The 17,743-nt window shown below is 60.6% G+C and carries 19 protein-coding genes; 12 read left to right on the top strand and 7 right to left on the bottom strand.

Translation table 11 applies throughout. The features are described 5' to 3' along the window. Positions 1-32: 32 nt before the first annotated feature. The 3 genes from ACTG27_RS17110 to fabV all read right to left on the bottom strand — a co-directional run bounded on the left by ACTG27_RS17110 (position 33) and on the right by fabV (position 3,171). Positions 33-1,217, bottom strand: coding sequence for an NAD(P)/FAD-dependent oxidoreductase (locus tag ACTG27_RS17110; protein ID WP_439980533.1), 1,185 nt, complete (start codon positions 1,215-1,217; stop codon positions 33-35). 149 nt (positions 1,218-1,366) lie between these two features. Then, complete coding sequence (gene ftnA, locus ACTG27_RS17105) at positions 1,367-1,891, bottom strand: non-heme ferritin (protein ID WP_005339225.1); 525 nt, start codon at positions 1,889-1,891, stop codon at positions 1,367-1,369. A gap of 92 nt (positions 1,892-1,983) precedes the next feature. Then, positions 1,984-3,171: an enoyl-ACP reductase FabV gene (fabV, locus tag ACTG27_RS17100; RefSeq protein WP_439980024.1), complete on the bottom strand. Its 1,188-nt coding sequence runs from the start codon at positions 3,169-3,171 to the stop codon at positions 1,984-1,986. Positions 3,172-3,572: 401 nt separating this feature from the next. On the opposite strand from fabV, the gene ACTG27_RS17095 reads away from it, so the two are divergent. Then, positions 3,573-4,010: a universal stress protein gene (locus tag ACTG27_RS17095; RefSeq protein WP_005339229.1), complete on the top strand. Its 438-nt coding sequence runs from the start codon at positions 3,573-3,575 to the stop codon at positions 4,008-4,010. A gap of 192 nt (positions 4,011-4,202) precedes the next feature. After that, positions 4,203-5,216 (top strand): tryptophan--tRNA ligase, encoded by a 1,014-nt coding sequence (trpS, locus tag ACTG27_RS17090; RefSeq protein ID WP_019446260.1) that lies wholly within the window; start codon positions 4,203-4,205, stop codon positions 5,214-5,216. On the opposite strand, the gene ACTG27_RS17085 is transcribed toward trpS, so the two are convergent. Continuing rightward, the gene (locus ACTG27_RS17085) at positions 5,195-6,154 is read right to left on the bottom strand and encodes a LysR substrate-binding domain-containing protein (RefSeq protein WP_429147087.1); all 960 of its coding nucleotides are present in this window, start codon (positions 6,152-6,154) and stop codon (positions 5,195-5,197) included. The two genes, trpS and ACTG27_RS17085, sit on opposite strands and share 22 nt — an antisense overlap. A gap of 91 nt (positions 6,155-6,245) precedes the next feature. Between ACTG27_RS17085 and ACTG27_RS17080 the strand changes: the two genes are divergently transcribed. Both ACTG27_RS17080 and ACTG27_RS17075 read left to right on the top strand, forming a co-directional pair. Then, positions 6,246-7,145 carry a DMT family transporter gene (locus ACTG27_RS17080; protein ID WP_005355734.1) on the top strand — a complete coding sequence of 300 codons (900 nt, stop codon included), beginning with the start codon at positions 6,246-6,248 and terminating at the stop codon, positions 7,143-7,145. Then, positions 7,130-7,291 carry a hypothetical protein gene (locus ACTG27_RS17075; protein WP_279506390.1) on the top strand — a complete coding sequence of 54 codons (162 nt, stop codon included), beginning with the start codon at positions 7,130-7,132 and terminating at the stop codon, positions 7,289-7,291. Before ACTG27_RS17080 ends, ACTG27_RS17075 begins: the two co-directional genes overlap by 16 nt. A gap of 124 nt (positions 7,292-7,415) precedes the next feature. On the opposite strand, the gene ACTG27_RS17070 is transcribed toward ACTG27_RS17075, so the two are convergent. Further along, positions 7,416-7,874, bottom strand: a complete 459-nt coding sequence (locus ACTG27_RS17070) for a DUF6314 family protein (protein WP_439980531.1) — start codon at positions 7,872-7,874, stop codon at positions 7,416-7,418. Positions 7,875-7,916: 42 nt separating this feature from the next. Here ACTG27_RS17070 and ACTG27_RS17065 point away from each other — a divergent pair, with 42 nt between their 5' ends. Further along, entirely contained in the window at positions 7,917-8,771 is an 855-nt protein-coding gene (locus tag ACTG27_RS17065; RefSeq protein ID WP_439980023.1) for a carboxylate/amino acid/amine transporter, read from the top strand. Positions 8,772-8,777: 6 nt separating this feature from the next. Here the strand turns inward: ACTG27_RS17065 and ACTG27_RS17060 are convergent, their stop codons facing one another. Together ACTG27_RS17060 and ACTG27_RS17055 are read right to left on the bottom strand one after the other, a co-directional pair. Beyond that, on the bottom strand, positions 8,778-9,641 hold the full coding sequence (locus tag ACTG27_RS17060; protein ID WP_439980022.1) for a sensor domain-containing diguanylate cyclase: 864 nt from the start codon (positions 9,639-9,641) through the stop codon (positions 8,778-8,780). A 70-nt stretch (positions 9,642-9,711) separates the two neighbouring features. Then, complete coding sequence (locus ACTG27_RS17055) at positions 9,712-10,425, bottom strand: 3-deoxy-D-manno-octulosonic acid kinase (protein WP_439980530.1); 714 nt, start codon at positions 10,423-10,425, stop codon at positions 9,712-9,714. A gap of 200 nt (positions 10,426-10,625) precedes the next feature. On the opposite strand from ACTG27_RS17055, the gene ACTG27_RS17050 reads away from it, so the two are divergent. From ACTG27_RS17050 to ACTG27_RS17020, 7 genes are all read left to right on the top strand, one after another. Beyond that, complete coding sequence (locus tag ACTG27_RS17050) at positions 10,626-11,681, top strand: glycosyltransferase family 9 protein (protein WP_439980021.1); 1,056 nt, start codon at positions 10,626-10,628, stop codon at positions 11,679-11,681. 301 nt (positions 11,682-11,982) lie between these two features. Next, on the top strand, positions 11,983-12,609 hold the full coding sequence (gene gmk, locus ACTG27_RS17045) for a guanylate kinase (protein ID WP_439980019.1): 627 nt from the start codon (positions 11,983-11,985) through the stop codon (positions 12,607-12,609). A gap of 80 nt (positions 12,610-12,689) precedes the next feature. Beyond that, on the top strand, positions 12,690-12,965 hold the full coding sequence (gene rpoZ, locus ACTG27_RS17040) for a DNA-directed RNA polymerase subunit omega (protein ID WP_026456240.1): 276 nt from the start codon (positions 12,690-12,692) through the stop codon (positions 12,963-12,965). Positions 12,966-13,095: 130 nt separating this feature from the next. After that, complete coding sequence (gene spoT / locus ACTG27_RS17035) at positions 13,096-15,213, top strand: bifunctional GTP diphosphokinase/guanosine-3',5'-bis pyrophosphate 3'-pyrophosphohydrolase (protein WP_005339255.1); 2,118 nt, start codon at positions 13,096-13,098, stop codon at positions 15,211-15,213. 44 nt (positions 15,214-15,257) lie between these two features. After that, positions 15,258-15,989, top strand: a complete 732-nt coding sequence (gene trmH, locus ACTG27_RS17030; RefSeq protein ID WP_021230464.1) for a tRNA (guanosine(18)-2'-O)-methyltransferase TrmH — start codon at positions 15,258-15,260, stop codon at positions 15,987-15,989. Next, entirely contained in the window at positions 15,989-16,648 is a 660-nt protein-coding gene (locus ACTG27_RS17025; protein ID WP_236302656.1) for a CatB-related O-acetyltransferase, read from the top strand. Before trmH ends, ACTG27_RS17025 begins: the two co-directional genes overlap by 1 nt. Then, entirely contained in the window at positions 16,648-17,688 is a 1,041-nt protein-coding gene (locus ACTG27_RS17020; RefSeq protein ID WP_439980018.1) for an alpha/beta fold hydrolase, read from the top strand. Before ACTG27_RS17025 ends, ACTG27_RS17020 begins: the two co-directional genes overlap by 1 nt. Positions 17,689-17,743: the final 55 nt, after the last annotated feature.

Here is a 17,743-nt window from a genome sequence, read left to right as displayed (position 1 = left end):
AATCGGGGCCGGATAAACCAGCCCCAACGACATCAACAGTACTGACCGGCCACCCAGCCGGAGGACCAGGCCCACTGGAAGTTGTAGCCACCGAGCCAGCCGGTCACATCCACCACTTCACCGATGAAGTAGAGGCCGGGCACCTTGCGGGCCTCCATGGTCTTGGAGGAGAGCTCGTTGGTATCGACGCCCCCCAGGGTCACTTCGGCGGTGCGATACCCCTCGGTGCCGTTGGGCAGGATCTGCCAGTCACCCAGCAAGTTGGCCACCGCTTCCAGTTCACGCTCGTTGTACTGGCGCATCGGCTTGCTGACCAGCTGGCCCAGCTCCACCAGCTTGTCGACGAAGCGCTTGGGCAGCTCGCGCCCCAGCACGGTTTTCAGCTCCTGCGCCGGGTGCGCCTGCGCCCATTCACGCAGGGCAGCCGGAATATCCAGCTCCGGCAGCAGGTTGATGTGGATCTTCTCACCCGCATGCCAGTAGGAGGAGATCTGCAGGATCACGGGGCCGGAGAGGCCGCGATGGGTGAACAGCATCGCCTCCTTGAAGCGAGTGCCATCCTCGGCGGTCACCGCCACCGGCAGGCTGATGCCCGCCAGATCGGCGAACGCCTCTTTCTCGGCCTGATGGAGGGTAAAGGGCACCAGTCCGGCGCGGGTCGGCAGCACGTTGAGACCGAACTGCTCCGCCAGCTTGAAGCCGTAAGGGGTCGCACCCAGCTTGGGCATGGAGAGACCGCCGGTCGCCACCACCAGCGAGTGACAGCCGATCTCACCCTTGCTGGTGGTCAGCAGAAAGCCCTCGTCCTGCTTGCTGACGGTGAGGATCTCGGTCTGGAACTGCAGGGTCACCCCGGCCCAGTCGCACTCGGTGAGCAGCACATCGACGATATCCTTGGCACTCTCGAGGCAGAACAGCTGCCCCAAAGTGCGCTCGTGATAGTTGACCCCGTGGCGGTCCACCAGATCGATAAAGTCCTGCTGGGTGTAGCGGGCCAGCGCCGACTTGCTGAAGTGGGGATTCTCCGACAGGTAGGCGTGAGCGCCAGCCTGATGGTTGGTGAAGTTGCAGCGACCACCGCCACTGATGAGGATCTTGCGGCCCGGCTTCTTGGCGTTGTCGAGCACCAGCACGGAGCGGCCACGGTAGCCCGCCTGCGCCGCACACATCAATCCGGCCGCACCGGCCCCGATCACCACCACATCGACCTGCTTCATCATCACTCACTTATCAAAATAGAAACGGCACCTGGCCAGAACCGAGATTGCCTCTGGCTGACATCACAACGGTGACTGCGCACCAGAATAAACAACGGCCCTTAAAAGGGCCGTTATTGTACTGGCTGAACACTAAGTGTCCACGACTATCAGGCGTTGCTGTCCATGATGCTGGCAGGGGCGCCCTTGGCCAGTTCGGCCAGCTCCTTGTCGATGAAGTAGAGGCCTTTGCCATCTTCACCCACCAGACCCAGACGGTCGACGATGCTCTTGAACAGCTTCTCCTCTTCATGCTGCTCGGCCACATACCACTGCAGGAAGTTGAAGGTGGAGTAGTCCTGAGTGGTGAAGGCTACGTGAGCCAGACCATTGATGCACTTGGTGATGTGGTACTCGTGTTCCAGGGTGGTACGGAACACGTCGCCCAGCGACTTGAACTCGTGGGGAGGGGCATCGATGGCACCCAGTTTTGGCATGGCGCCGGTCTCGCTCACGTAGGTGAACAGACGCTCCATGTGCTGGCGCTCCTCGACCGCGTGCTGACGCAGGAAGGTCGCCGCCCCTTCAAAGCCCTTGTCTTCGCACCAGGCGCTCATCTGCAGATAGAGATTGGAGGAGTAGAACTCCAGGTTAATCTGCTCGTTCAACTTCTCGATCATGGCTTGGGCCAGCATCTTGTTTCTCCTCAGTGATTTGGTATCGATTGTCGCCACACTCCCGTCACGAATCAACCCGCCAACGAGAGGGAGATCCCGTTTCTTTCAGCTCAGGGGGTCAGCTCCCCAAGGGAGGCGACATCCACCGGCGCAGCATAATCGACGCCCGGCAGCTCGAAGCCGTTGAGCTGCATGAAATCCTGCCGCAGCCCGGCAAAATCCCCCAGCACGTGGAAATTCTCCAGCGTCACCTTGGGCCAGAGCGCCGAAACGGCGGCCTGAATAGCCGGGTCGAGCTCGTGGTCATCCATCCGGATCAGCCGGTTGCCATCGGCCACCACCCCATTGGCCCCATACATCTTGGCGGCAAACAGTCGCTGCATCTGCTCGATGCAGCCCTCATGGACACCGCGCTCCTTCATCACCCCCATCAGCAGGCCCAGATAGACCGGCAACACAGGAATATAGGCGCTCGCCTTGGTCACCAGCGCTTTGCAGACCGATACCCAGGCGTGGCCACCAATCTCGGCCAGTTGCAGGTTGATGGTCTCGGCGGTGGCGTGCAGATGCTCCTTGGCATAACCGATGGTGCCATCGCGATAGAGGGGATAGGTGGATTCGGGGCCGATGTAGGAGTAGGCCACGGTTTGCGCACCGGGGGCGAGACAACCGGCCTGCTGCAACGCCTGCATCCAGAGCTGCCAATCCTCGCCCCCCATCACGGTGACGGTGTCGCGGATCTCCTCCGGCGTGGCAGGTGCCAGCGACTGCTGCACCAAGGTATCGCGCTCCAGATCCAGCCCCCAACCGCTGAATGGCTGGCCGGTGGTCTTGAGCACCGAGCGCACTTGCGTGCCATCGGGCAGCACCCGGATGCCGCTTGCGAGCGAATAGATCACCAGATCCACCTGCCCCAGCTGCTGGCGGATGGTGTCGATGGCCTGCTGGCGCATGCCGTCGGAGAAGGCATCGCCAATCAGGTTGATGGCGATACGCCCCTCCTGCTCCGCCTCCTTGCGAAACCAGATGTTGTTGTACCAACCGGCGCTGCCGAGCCCTTTGTCGGAAGGGCCGCGCTCGAAGGAGATACCGATGGTGTCGGCACCGGCCCCAAAGGCGAGTGCAATGCGCGACGCCAGTCCAAACCCGGAGGAGGCACCCAGCACCAGCACCCGCTTGGGGCCGTTGAACGGGCCAGCGGCCTTGATACGTTCGATCTGCTGCTGCACGGCGGCGCGACAGCCGATGGGATGACAGTTGCGGGGAACACAACCTTGAATCTGGGGATGAATGATCATGGGAAGGCCTCCAAAGAAACTGGCTACAGCATAACCAAATCGAAGGAGATTAACTTGATGCCGGATCGCTATCAGTCAGAAAAGCCGCGAGAATTGAGGCAGAAAAACAAAAGGGAGCACGTGGCTCCCCAAAGCGGTATTCAGATGCTTTTTGTTGTTTTGTGTTCATTGCGAAGCACGGGCCCATCCTATGCCTCTCCCCCCTGATCGGCAAGCCGGGGGGTGTGACCGGCGTCAAACTATTGTTTAATTTATAGGCAAATAGTGGTTAATAACTGAGTGGCTGACCCTGTGTCACACGTCATTAAACTCATTTAAATCCCAAAACTGTGCCTGAGGCACCATTTTAGTTTCAGCAGAGATTGGTATAGTGGGCTGAAAGATCGGTAAGGAGAACCCCCATGAGTGGAACAACCTATTACAAGCATATTCTGGCTGCGATCGACCTCTCTGAAGACAACCGCAAGGTGATCGACAAGGCGGTGGACAGAGCCCGCTCCAACGGCGCCAAGCTGTCGGTTATCCATGTCGATGTGGACCTCAAGGATCTCTACACCGAGATGATCGATATCGACATCGACAACGTGCAGGATCAGGTGATCGCCGAAGCGAAAGAGAAGCTGGAGGCATTTCTGGCCTCGGTGGACTATCCCATCGAGAAGAAGCTGGTGATCTGCGGCGATCTGAGCGAACGGGTCAATCAGGCGGTCAAGGAGTACGAGATCGACCTGCTGGTGTGCGGCCATCGCCAGAGCTTCTGGAGCCTGCTCACCTCGAGTGCCCGTCAGCTGATGAATACGGTACCCTGCGATCTGCTGGTCGTCCCCTTGCAGAAGTAATGAAACCGGCGTAGTTTGATTTGCTATGAACATGACCGCATTCAATCACAACTACTGGTGGTGCTGCTCCTAAACAGGCGGCACCGCGTTTCTATTCAAGATTTCCCAAAGAAAACACCGTGACCGCCGAGAGGCGGTCAACTGTTTTTATCCCTTTGTCGCCTCCCGGCTCACCCAACTGGAGAGAGTGACATGCACAACCCCGTAATCCTGACTGGCGATCGTCCCACCGGCAAACTGCACATCGGCCACTATGTCGGCTCCCTGCGCCAGCGTGTCGAAGCCCAGCACCACTATCGTCAATTCGTGATGATCGCCGACCTGCAGGCGCTGACCGACAACGGCCACAATCCGGCCAAGGTGACCGACAACGTGCTGGAGGTGATGGCTGACTATCTGGCGGTCGGTCTCGACCCGGCCAAGACCACCTTCTGCCTGCAGAGCGCCCTGCCCGCCCTCGCCGAGCTCACCTGCTACTACCTCAATCTGGTCAGCGTCGCCCGGCTGGAGCGCAATCCCACCGTCAAGGCAGAGATCCAGCAGAAAGGGTTCGAACGCACGCTGCCGGCCGGTTTTCTGGTCTATCCGGTCAGTCAGGCCGCCGACATCACCGCCTTTCGCGCCAGCCATGTGCCGGTCGGGGAAGATCAGCTGCCGATGCTGGAGCAGACCAACGAGATCGTCCGCCGCTTCAACTCTCTGGTAGGCAAAGAGGTGCTGACCGAATGCCAGCCGATCCTGAGCGACACCGGCCGCCTACCCGGCATCGATGGCAAGGCCAAGATGTCCAAATCCCTCGGCAACACCATAGAACTCGGCATGTCGGCGGAAGAGGTCAAACAGGCGGTGTTCGCCATGTATACCGACCCCAACCACCTCAAGGTGAGCGATCCGGGTCAGGTGGAGGGAAATACGGTGTTCGCCTATCTCGATGCCTTCCATCCGGACAAGGAGCTGGTTGCCGAGATGAAGGCCCACTACCGGCGCGGCGGGCTGGGGGACATGCGCTGCAAACAGGTGCTCAATGACTGCCTGCAGACCCTGCTCGCCCCGATGCGGGAGCGCCGTGCCGCGGCCATTGCCGACAAGAAGATGCTGCTGGAACTGCTCTATCAGGGCACCGAGCAGGCCCGCATCATCACCGATGAGGTATTGGCGGAGGTGAAAAGCGCCATGGGGCTGGATTACTTCGCCAGCATCCGCTGAGCGGGGGTCCCGAGCGCATCGTCGCCATAGAGGTCGAACACCAGCTGGTGCAGCAGGCTCTTGAACCAGCCTATCGCCTCGTCATGGGCGGTGAGCGGGTGCCCCGCCATCAGGTAGACGATGGGGATGGCGGGATCGAGTTGATGCATCCGCAGCGGGTAGTAGCGGCAGAAGTGGCGCCCGATCATCTCGGGCACCACCACCAGATAGCGGCCAGTCGCCATCAGCGGCGGCACAGCCATAAAGCTCGGTAACCTGACCCCCAGCTCCCGCTCCACCCCGAAGCGGGCCAGCCAGAGCTCCACCATCGCCTGACTGTGACCCCAACTGGAGGTGTGGATGTGGGGACGGCTCACCAGCTCGACCGGAGTCAGCACATCGGGCAATTCGCTGCCGAGCGGCGACAGGCAGACCAGCGGGTTGTTGAACCACTCCTCCCGCCACAAGCGGGGTGAGAGGTGATTCGCCCCGGCGAAACCGATCACCAGATCCAGCTCCCCCTTCTCCAGCTCCCGCTCGTAGTCGCTGTCCGCCAGCTCGCACACCTCAAGCCGACAGTGAGGGGCCTGCCGATGGAGCCTATCCACCAGCACCGGCACCAACCCGTGCTCCACCGAGCCCGGGGTGGCGATGCGGAAAATCCGCCGCGCGCTGGCGGGATCAAACCCCTTGGCCTGCCGTAATCCCTGCTCCAGCATCGCCAGCGCCTGGCGCACCGGCCCGGCCAGCGCCTTGGCCCGCTCGGTCGGCATCATCTCGCGCCGACTCATCACAAACAGCGGGTCATCCAGCGCCACCCGCAGCCGCCCCAAGGCGTGACTGACGGTGGATTGGGAGAGATGCAGCCGTTCGGCGGCACGGGTGACATTGCGCTCCTGCATCAGCATGTCGAATACAGCGAGCAGGTTGAGGTCGAGACGGGCGAGCGAGCTATCCATCGATATTAGCCATAGTTAAATGCCAACAATTCATTTTTACCATAGTAACAGATTGCCTAGAATGCGCTGGCTTAATACATCGGAGATTCAAATGCGTAGCTATCTGTTATTGCTGGCCATTGGCCTGCTGTGGGGTTCCCAGTTCATTTTCATGCACCAGGCCGTTGCCGAGTTGCCCCCCATTCTGGTGGCTGCCGGTCGTGCTCTGTGCGGCAGCCTGACCCTGGGTCTGCTCTGCCTGTTCATGCGGCTCAAGAGTGAGCACACCCCGTGGCGCACCTATATGCTGATCGCCCTGCTGGATGCCACCATCCCCTTCATCATGGTCGCCTGGGGCCAACAGTATGTGGATAGCGCCATCGCCGCCGTGGTCATGGGTTGTATCCCGTTTGTGACCATTCTGGCTGCACCGCTGTTTATTTCTGGTGAAAGAATCACCAAAACCGGTCTGCTTTCCGTGATCATCGGCTTTGCCGGTGTGCTCACCCTGTTCTGGCCGAAACTCTCCCAGGGCATGAACGCCGGCCTGCTCGGTGCCATGGCCATCCTGCTGGGTGCCAGCTGCTTCGCCATCGGCCTGCTGATGATCAAGCGCTTCGCCAAGGATCATCCGGTCGTGGTCGCCCGCAATATCCTGATCTCCTCGGCAATCCAGTTGCTGCTGGTCGCCCCCTTCATGGTTGACCTCAGCAGCCTGACCCTGCCGAGCACCCAGGCCCTGAGCGCGATTACCGTGCTGGGTACCCTCTGTACCGGTCTGGTCTACTTCCTCTACATGGCGCTGATCCAGAAGGCCGGCCCGACGTTCGCCTCCTTCAGCAACTATCTGGTGCCGCTGTTCGGCGTGATGCTGGGTGCCCTGTTCCTCGGCGAGCAGATCCACCCCACCACCGGCGTGGCCCTGGCCCTGATCCTCGGCTCGGTCGCCATGAACCAGTGGGCGCAACAGCGTCGCATGCAGCGCGAGGTCTCCCTATGTCAGGCATCCTGACCACCCTGTGCGGTGGTCTGGTACTGATTGCCGGCTGGCAATATCGCCAGCGGCTGGCAGGGATCCTGGGCCTGCTGATGGTACTGCTGCCCTGGTTCTTCGATAGCAGGCTGCAAGCCATGCTGAGCTATGCCCTGAATGCCTGAAGTCCATCTCTGAATGTGTGACGAGAGTCTATCTCTCCTGTTTTTGGGACTGTTTTAAAAAACCTCCGATTTGTCCCCCGCTACCGGCGCTCTGCGCCGGTTTTTTTATGCCAGCCAGCCGGCGTCAGACCAGATAGCGATAGCTGAGTCGCTCGTTCTTGCGCGGCCCGGTGATCTGCCAGCTCAGCAGAAAACCGCCGTCTATCTCGGTCAACTCGGCGCTGTAGTGATCCGCCCCGCACAGATGGGGTTCGGCGGTCAGCCAGCGGCCATCCCCCTGCGGCAGCAGCTCAAACAGCTCGACCGGCACTTCATAACGCAGGTGAGAAAGGCGGATCCCCCGCTCGCTGCGCTGCCACCAGAAACGGTTGTGCATGGCGAGCTCCCTGCCATGAGGCGTGATGTAACGGCCCTGCTCGTTAAACAGCCAACCCCCCTGATGATCGGTCACCTGCACACGCCCCTCGCCCCGACCATTCCAGTCGGTCGCCGACCCCTCGCCATTGCTGGCGGTAAAGGAAAATGCTCCGACCTGTGGCAATCGCGCCCATAAACGCTGGATTGCCGCTTCAATCTCGGCCATCATAGCCCCCTTAAAATTGACAACTGATGATAAATCAAACACATGAACTACTTGATAGGGGTCACCCTGCTCTGGTCATTCTCCTTCAGCCTGATCGGGGTCTACCTCGCTGGCCAGGTCGATGCCTACTTCTCGGTGCTGACCCGCATCGCCCTCGCCAGTCTGGTGTTTCTCCCCTTCCTGCGCCGCCGCTGGCTGCGCCCCGATCTGGCGGCCAAGCTGATGGCGCTGGGCGCCATCCAGCTCGGCATCATGTATCTCTTCTACTACCACTCCTTTCTGCTGCTGACGGTGCCGGAAGTGCTGGTCTTTACCATCTTCACCCCCATCTACGTCACCCTGCTCCACGACCTGCTGGAAGGGCGCTTCAAGCCCACCTATCTGTGGGGCGCCCTGCTGGCGGTGCTCGGGGCTGCCGTCATCCGCTTCGACGGCCTGACCGAAAGCTATGTGCTGGGATTTATGGTGGTGCAGGGGGCCAACCTCTGTTTCGCCCTGGGTCAAGTGGGCTACAAGGTACTGCTGGCACGGGAGGCGGAGCAACCGCCGCAACTGGCGGTGTTCGGCTGCTTCTATCTGGGAGCGCTGGTGATCGCACTGCCCGCCTGGTGGCTGCTGGGCAAGCCGCAATATCCGACGTCAGGGTTGCAGTGGGGCATTCTGCTCTGGCTGGGGGTGGGTGCCTCCGGCCTCGGCTACTTCCTCTGGAACAAGGGGGCGACGCGGGTCACCAGCGGAGTGCTGGCCATTATGAACAATGCGCTCATTCCGGCCGGCTTGCTGGTCAATCTGCTGCTCTGGGGCAAGGATACCGACCTGACCCGACTGACCATCGGCGGCCTGCTGATGCTGGCCTCGCTCTGGGTCTGCCAGCGTGACAAAAGCGGCCAGCCCTGACCTCACTCAGCCGACGACGGTGTTGTGCTGCCGTCTGGCCTGACTGTGACAGCTGGCCAGCCGGGCCAGCAGATGATCGAGCTGCTCGCCAGCCTGACTCTGCACCAGCCCGATGCTGACGGTGACCGGCCGCTGTGACAGCAGGCTGGCATCGGCAATCTCGAGGCGCAGCCGCTCGGCGATCTCCAGCGCACTCATCCGCTCGGTCTGGGAGAGCATCAGGATAAAACCGTCCTCATCCCAGCGGGCGAAGGGATCTTCCCGCCGCAGTTCGTGACGTACGATACGCGCCAGCTTGGCCAGCATGGCGTCGCAAGCCGCTTCACCAAACAACTGCTGGATTTTGGCCAGGTGATCGACCGAAAACTGCAGCAGACTGAAAGTGCCGCTCTCGGTCGCCAGCCGCTCTTCAAGCAGTTGCTCGAAACGGCCACGGCTCTCCAGTCCGGTCAGCGGATCGGTGCCATGTCGCTCCTCCACCAGCACGGCAGCGGGATCGAGGTGACGGACAACCCCCAGCAGATAGCCCCGCTCATCGCGACGCATCCGCTCTTCCAGCCGGATGTAGTGACCGTGATGATGCAGAATGCGGTATTCGAGGCGCAGACCGCTGCTGCGGCCGCTCTGGCAGGCGAGCAGGGCATCTTCCAGCCGGGCAACATCGTCGGGATGAACCCGATCCAGCCAGCCGAGATCATCCGGCCAGCACTCTCCCAATCCCAACAGGCGCAGGCAGGAGGGATCACGCTGCAGTCCATGTTGGGCTGACCAGCTCCAGATCCCCGCCTCCAGCAGCGCCATGGCATCAGACAGCAGACCCGGATCAAGCCGGGCAGTCACATCGACCAAAGGTGTCTTGAGCATTTCCATGGGGCGCCTCGAAACAGGATCTGAATACCTGCTCAATAAGTAACATTGGCGTTCACGCCGAGCAACAGGGTCAGAGCGCTTTTCCCTGATACCCGTTCATCAAGGTCTGCCAGTTCTCCGGTACGAAGTGGAAACTGGTATGCAGTTGAGACTCTTTATTGAATGAACGGAGCAAGCGTTCCAGATTGGCCTTCTGCCATTCGCCGGGGGAGCGGATCGCCCCCTTGTCAAAATCGATCACCCACACCTTGCCCTCTTTATCGAGCAGCAGGTTGTGGCTGTTGAGATCGGCGTGGTAGACGCCGGCATCGTGCAGCTGGCGCACCGTCTGGCCAATCTTGTGCCACACCTCGCTGGCAACCGGCCCCTGCTTGAGCAGGGCGACCATGTCCTTGGCACCGCGAATACGCTCGATCAGGATGTCGGCGCGATAAAATGGGCCCTGTTTGGCCATCCGCGCACCGAACGGACGCGGCACCGGTAACCCCAGTTCGCACAACTTGGCCAGCAGGGTGTATTCCGCCATGGCGCGGCTCGATTCGACCCCTTCGAACCAGAAGCGATCCCGCACCACCTTGCCCACCATGCCGCCACGATAGTAGTGGCGCAGCACCAGATGGCGGGACTCATCCTTGACGAACCAGGTCACGCCGCGACCGATGGAGGTTCCCACCACCTGACGGTTGTTCTGCCACCAGGCCGGTTCGAATAACTGGGAAGTGGGGTCGCGAAAGGCCCCTTCGGCGAACCAGCAAACCTGGTTGTGTTCGGTCTGTATCAGCATCATGAAGATCCCGCTCGGTGGGTCGTTGATCGCCCCTATGTATGGGCGATGAGGCTGCGACTGTGGCATGCCCGCAACATGTGCCAGCCATGGCGGCTATTCGGGTGGCAAAGCCCGGCTGACGATTGCGCGCAATTTTACAATCCACAGGGGAGTTTGCATAATGCCATCCACCCTTTTTGCCAGCCGTGCGCCACATCATGCCGCTATTTCAAACGCCTCCCTCCTCCATCTGCATTCTGCGGCTCTCCGCCATCGGGGATTGCTGCCACGCACTGGCGCTGGTGCGCGTCATCCAGCGGGAGTGGCCACAGACCCGTATCACCTGGATCACCGGCAAAATCGAGGCAACCCTGTTTGCCGATCTGCCCGGCGTCGAGGTGATCCCCTTCGACAAGAGCAAGGGGTGGCGCGGCTATCGCGACCTGTGGCAGACCCTCAGGGGACGTCAGTTTGATGCCCTGCTGCATCTGCAGGCAGCCATGCGCGCCAGCATCGCCACCCTCGGCATCAGCGCCAAGGTCAAACTCGGGTTTGATCGGGAACGGGCCAACGACGGCCAGTGGCTGTTCACCAACCACAAAGTGCCTTCGCCTGCCTCCCCCCACGTGCTGGACGGTTTCCTCGCTTTCGCCAAAGAGCTCGGCATCAAGGATCTGACCCCGGACTGGCAACTGCCCATCAGCTCCGAACATCAGGCGTGGGCAAAAGAGAAGATTGGCGGCAAACCGACCCTGCTGATCTGCGCCGCCGCCAGCAAGGCCTTCAAGAACTGGACGGCCGCAGGCTATGCCGCGCTGGCAGATCACGCCGCCAACAAGGGCTTTCAGGTCTATCTCTGTGGCGGGCCGGCCAAGCTGGAGCGGGATCTGGCTGCCGATATCCGGCAACTCAGCCAAAGCAAACCAGTCGATCTGGTTGGCCAGACCAACCTCAAGCAGCTGCTGGCGCTGATTGGTGAGGCGAGTCTGGTGCTGGCCCCCGACACAGGCCCCACCCATATGGCCACCATTGTCGGCACGCCGGTGATCGGCCTCTATGCCCACCACAATCCGGCGCGTACCGGCCCATATCTCTGCCGCGACTACGTGGTCAGCGTCTATCGGGAGCTGGTCGAGCAGGAGACCGGCAAGCCGCTGGCCGAATTGAGCTGGCGCACCCGTCTCAAAGACCCGGAGGCCATGCGAAAAATCACCAGCGAGCAGGTGATCGCCGTGTTCGAGCGGCTCTGTGCAGATCGCCAGCTGCCGCAGTGACAGGGCACCTCGGGAATTCCGAGCCATCAGGCAGGGATAACCTGATAGCCTCTGCCCTCAGCCAAAGGCACAATGCAGGCTGATGTGGGTTACGCTCCCGCAGCAAGCTACGAATACTTTGATCGGCTGGAATATGATTCCGGCCGTTTTTTTATTCGCCACCTTCTGTTAAAATTCGCCGCCTTTACATCCCCCTGATCCAAGAATTTATCCGCATCATGCGTTTGGCTGTCTCCCTTTCGGGCACAAGACGGCGGCCTCTGCTACAACCAAAATGCGGGTTCCGATTAAAGGTAATAACATGGCGCAACAAGGCACTCTCTATATCATCTCCTCCCCGAGCGGCGCAGGTAAATCCAGTCTGCTCAACGCCTTGCTGACCAACCACAATCAAGCTGGCAAGATGCAGCTGTCGGTCTCCCACACCACGCGCGCCACCCGTCCCGGCGAAGAACACGGCGTCCACTACCACTTCGTCAAGGTGGAAGAGTTCAAGGAGCTGATCGAGCGCGGCGATTTTCTGGAGTGGGCCGAGGTATTCGGCAACTACTACGGTACCTCCCGCGCAGCCATCGAAGCCTGTCTGGCGCAGGGTATCGACGTATTCCTCGACATCGACTGGCAGGGTGCCCGCCAGATCCGCGAGCAGATGCCGACCAAATCCATTTTCATCCTGCCCCCTAGCCGCGAAGAGCTGGAGCGCCGCCTGATTGGGCGCGGTCAGGACAGCGCCGAAGTGATTGCCGGCCGGATGGCGAAAGCCATTGCCGAAATGGTGCACTACGACGAGTATGACTATGTCATTATCAATGAAGACTTCGAGCAGGCGCTGTTCCAGCTCAGGTCCATTATTGAGTGCCAACGGCTGGAGATGCGTCATCAGCAACAGGCACAACAAAACTTGCTGCAACAGTTACTGGCAGAATAAGCCAAAAACGAGTAAACTTTTGCGTCATTTTTAAACACCGCTTTTCTAAACACAGAAAGCCCACATAACTGGAGTCCTGCATGGCACGCGTTACTGTAGAAGATGCTGTAAAACAGGTTGGTAACCGTTTTGACCTGGTGCTGGTCGCCGCACGCCGCGCCCGTCAAATCGCGGTTCAAGGCAAAGATCCGCTGGTTGAAGAAGAGAACGACAAGCCGACCGTGATCGCCCTGCGTGAGATCGAACTGGGTCTGGTCAACAACCAGGTAATGGACACCCAGGACCGCTACGAGCAGCAAGAGCAGGAAGCCGCCGAGCTGGCTGCCGTTGCTGCCATCGCCGAAGGCCGCGGTTAAGTTATTCCTCCGGTTGGCACCCGCCCGGGTGCCGACTGTTCATCCCCATTTCAACCGCTCGAAAACCTCGCAAACTCAGGGCTATACCCTCAATTCCACGAATTGCCGTTTCACCGCTGCGGGGACTGTCTTGTATTTATTTGAAAACCTTAAAGAAATAGCCAGTTCCTACCTGCCGCCAGAGCAGGTTGAGAAGCTCAAGCAAGCCTATGTGGTGGCCCGTGATGCCCACCAGGGCCAGATGCGTTCCAGTGGCGAACCCTATATCACCCACCCCGTTGCCGTTGCCCGAATCCTGGGTGATATGCGCCTCGATCATGAAACCCTGATGGCCGCCGTGCTGCACGACGTCATCGAAGACACCTCTGTCACCAAGGCCGATCTGGCCGAACAGTTTGGCAATGCGGTTGCAGAACTGGTGGCCGGGGTCTCCAAGCTCGACAAGCTGAAATTTCGCGATCGCAAAGAGGCGCAGGCCGAGAACTTCCGCAAGATGGTGATGGCAATGACCCAGGATATCCGGGTCATTCTGATCAAGCTGGCCGACCGCACTCACAACATGCGCACGCTAGGCTCGCTGCGCCCTGACAAGCGCCGCCGCATCGCCCGGGAAACCCTCGAAATCTTCGCCCCCATCGCCAACCGCCTCGGTATTCACACCATGAAGAACGAGCTGGAAGAGCTGGGTTTCGAGGCGCTCTATCCCATGCGATCCCGCGTGTTGCGCGAATCGGTGCGCCGCGCCCGTGGCAATCGCCGCGAGATCATCGACTCCATCCAGAGCGAAATCAGCGGTCGTCTGAAAGAGGCGGGGATTGAGCATCAGGTCAGTGGCCGCGAGAAGAACCTGTTCTCCATCTACAACAAGATGGAGAAAAAAGAGCTGCAATTTCATGAGGTAATGGATATCTACGCCTTTCGGGTCAAGGTGAAGGACATAGATACCTGTTACCGGGTGCTGGGGCAGATGCACAGCCTCTACAAGCCGCGCCCCGGCCGCTTCAAGGATTACATCGCCATCCCCAAGACCAACGGCTACCAGTCGCTGCACACCTCGCTGGTGGGGCCGCACGGAGTGCCGGTCGAGGTACAGATCCGCACCGAGTTCATGGATCAGATGGCCGACAAAGGGGTTGCCGCCCACTGGGCCTACAAGCAGGATGGCGACAGCTCGGGCACCACTGCCCAGATCCGCGCCCAGCGCTGGATGCAGAGCCTGCTGGAATTGCAGCAGAGCGCCGGCAGCTCGTTTGAATTTATCGAAGGGGTCAAAACCGACCTCTTCCCCGACGAGATCTACGTGTTCACGCCGGAAGGACGCATCATGGAGCTGCCCGCTGGCGCCACGCCGGTGGACTTCGCCTACACGGTGCACACCGACATCGGCCACGCCTGCGTCGGTTCGCGGGTCGACCGCCACCCCTACCCGCTCAGCAGCCCGCTGCACTCGGGTCAGACGGTGGAGATCATCACGGCGCCGGGCGCTCGCCCCAACGCGGCCTGGCTCAACTTCGTGGTGACCACCAAGGCCCGTTCCAAGATCCGCCAGTTCCTCAAGAACCTGCGCACCGAAGAGTCGGTGGTGCTGGGTCGCCGCCTGCTCAACCATGCGCTGGGCGCCAAGAATATCGAAGACATTCCCGAGCCGCGCATCAAACAGGTGCTGGCCGACACCAAGCATGAGAACCTGCAGGGCCTGCTGGCCGATGTGGGTCTTGGCAACGCCATGAGTGTTATGGTGGCGCGCCGCATGCTAGGGGATGAACTGCCGCCGGAAGAACAGCCCAAAACCAGCAGCAAGAAGATGCCGATCAAGGGTGCCGACGGCATGCTGGTCACCTTCGCCAACTGCTGCCGTCCGATCCCCGGGGATGCCATTATCGCCCATATCAGCCCGGGCAAGGGTCTGGTGATCCACCAGGAAGCCTGCCGCAACATCAAGGGCTACAGCAAGGAGCCGGACAAGTACCTGCCAGTGCAGTGGGAAGTGGACAAGGAGCAGGAACAGGAGTTCCGCACCGGCATCAGCATCGAGATCGTCAACCATCAGGGTGCGCTGGCCGAGCTGGCCAACGTGATTGCCGCCACCGGTGCCAACATTCACGCCATCAGCACCGAAGAGAAGGATGGCCGGGTCTATCAGGTCAGCCTGCTCATCACCACCAAGAGCCGCATCCACCTGGCCAACATCATGCGCAAGATCCGCGTGATGCCCAACGTGCTCAAGGTGAGCCGACAGAAGAACTGAACACAGGCGGCGTAAGCCGCCTGCTGCTTTTATAGAGACAAGCCATGACCCCCGAACGCTTCAAGCGCATCACCGATATGCTGGCCCAGCGTCAGCTCGATTTGACCGTCTGTATGGAAGAGGTCCACAAACCTCACAATCTGGCCGCTATCGTGCGTACCGCCGATGCCATCGGCATCCACCGGGTACACGCCGTCTGGCCCAAAACCTGGATCCACAAGCGCAAGGGCACCGCCCGCGGCAGCCAGAACTGGGTGGATGTAAAACTGCACCCGGATATCGGCACAGCCGTTGCCGAGCTGAAAGCCTCCGGCATGCAGATCCTGGCGACTCACCTCTCCGACAGCTCGGTCGATTTTCGCGCCATTGACTACACCAAGCCGACCGCCATTCTGGTGGGTCAGGAGAAGCATGGCATCGGTGAAGAGGCGCTGGCGCTGGCCGACCACCATATTGTCATTCCCATGGTCGGCATGGTGCAGTCCCTCAACGTTTCGGTGGCTGCCGCCGCCATCCTCTACGAGGCACAACGCCAGCGCGAGCTGGCCGGCTGCTATCAACGCGGCTGCCCGCTCACGCTGGAGGAGCAGAACAGCATCCTGTTCGAGGGGGGTTATCCTATCTATGCCCAGCTCTGCAAAGAGAAAGAGATGCCCTACCCCCAGCTCGGCCCGGCCGGTGAAATTCTGGCGGACGAAGAGTGGTGGCAACGGATGCAGCTGACCCGCAAAGGGTGGGCGCAGCAGAGCGAACAGGACGATCCGCAGGAGGAGTGATGGAGAACCCTTTTGGCAGCTGGCTGGAATCGCAAATCATCCGGGATCACCTGACCAACCCGAACATAGAGGCCGGTGACTACAGCTACTACTCCGGCTATTACCACGGCAAGCCGTTCGAGGATCACTGCGTCCGCTACCTGCTCGGCGATGGCTCGACCCGCGACACCTGGGAGAGCGGCCTCTGGGGCGAGGTGGATCGGCTGATCATCGGCAAGTTCTGCTCCATCGGCTCGGGCGCCACCTTCATGTTGGCGGGCAATCAGGGCCACCGGCTGGATTGGGTCTCAACCTTCCCGTTCAACCCCGACACCTTTGGCGAAGGGGCCCGCAGCGGCTTCCAGCGCAAGGGGGACACCCGGATTGGCAACGATGTCTGGATCGGCTCGGAAGCGATGATCATGCCCGGCATCACCATAGGTGATGGCGCCGTCATCGCCACCCGCGCCGTGGTGACCAAGGATGTGGCCCCTTACACCATAGTCGGCGGCAACCCGGCCCAGCCGATCCGCCGTCGCTTCAGTGATGAGCAGATCCTCATGCTGCAAGAGATGCAGTGGTGGGACTGGCCCTTGCCCCGCTTGCAAGCCAGCATGGCGCTACTCTGCTCGTGGGATATCGCCGCCCTTTATCACCATTGGCAACAGGAGTGTGCCTGATGAAACCCCTCTCTCTTTCCCTGTTGGCCCTGACCCTGTTTTCTGCCGGAGCCCTTGCCGTGACCAATACCTATCAGCTCACCAGCGAAGCCGATGTACCCAGCCTCTACCAGCAAACCCTGCCCGACTTCTGGCGCCAGCATGCGGTGGAAGGAGAGTTTAAGGGCAAGGATGGGGTGACCATCCGCTATGCTGCGCTACGGCAAGCCAAGGTCGATCGCGCCATCCTGATCGTCAATGGCAGGGTCGAGAGCTACCTCAAGTATCAGGAGCTGGCGTGGGATCTCTGGCGTCAGGGCTACAGCCTCTACCTTATCGACCATCGCGGTCAGGGGATGTCCGACCGGATGCTGAATGACCCGCAGAAGGGATATGTCGAGCAGTTCGACGATTATGTGGTCGATCTCAAGCAGTTTCACGACCAGATCATCATGGCGGACCAGCCTGCCAAGCTGTTCCTGCTGGCCCACTCCATGGGCGGCGCCATCTCGGCCCGCTATCTGGAACGCTGGCCCGATGATATCAAGGCAGCCGTGCTCTCCTCCCCCATGCTGGGCATCAATCTCGGCGGTCTGCCCAAGTGGCTGGCCAAGGGATTGGCGAGCACCATAGGCACGGTCGGCGGTTGGATTGGTGAGCCTCCCTACGGCCCCGGTCAGGGCGCCTATCAGGATCACGGCTTTGCCGACAACGAGCTGACTCACAGCCAGCCCCGCTATCAGGCGTTCCGCCAGCTCTACGAACAGTACCCACAGATCAAGCTGGGTGGCGCCACCGCCCACTGGATTTATCAGGGGATCACAGGTGCCGATGCTGCCATCGCCGATGCGGGCGCCATCAAAACCCCGCTGCTGGTGCTGCAAGCTGGCAACGACAGCGTGGTGGACAATGCCGCGCAGGATCGCTTCTGCACCATTGCCAAGTGTGAAGGGGGCAAACCGCTGCGCATCGAGGGAGCCTGGCACGAACTGTTTATCGAATCCGATGACAAACGCCAGCCCGCCCTGACCGCGATGGTCGACTTTTTCGCCCGCTTCTGAGCTGGCTATTTTTTGTAACCCTAAATAAATGGGGTGATAGTGCGGGCTAAGGTAA

The organism is Aeromonas sp. 97A (genome assembly GCF_051919185.1).
In the GTDB taxonomy this organism is placed as follows: domain Bacteria; phylum Pseudomonadota; class Gammaproteobacteria; order Enterobacterales; family Aeromonadaceae; genus Aeromonas; species Aeromonas veronii.
Note: the sequence above shows the minus strand (reverse complement) of the source record. Positions and strands in the feature narration are given on the sequence as shown.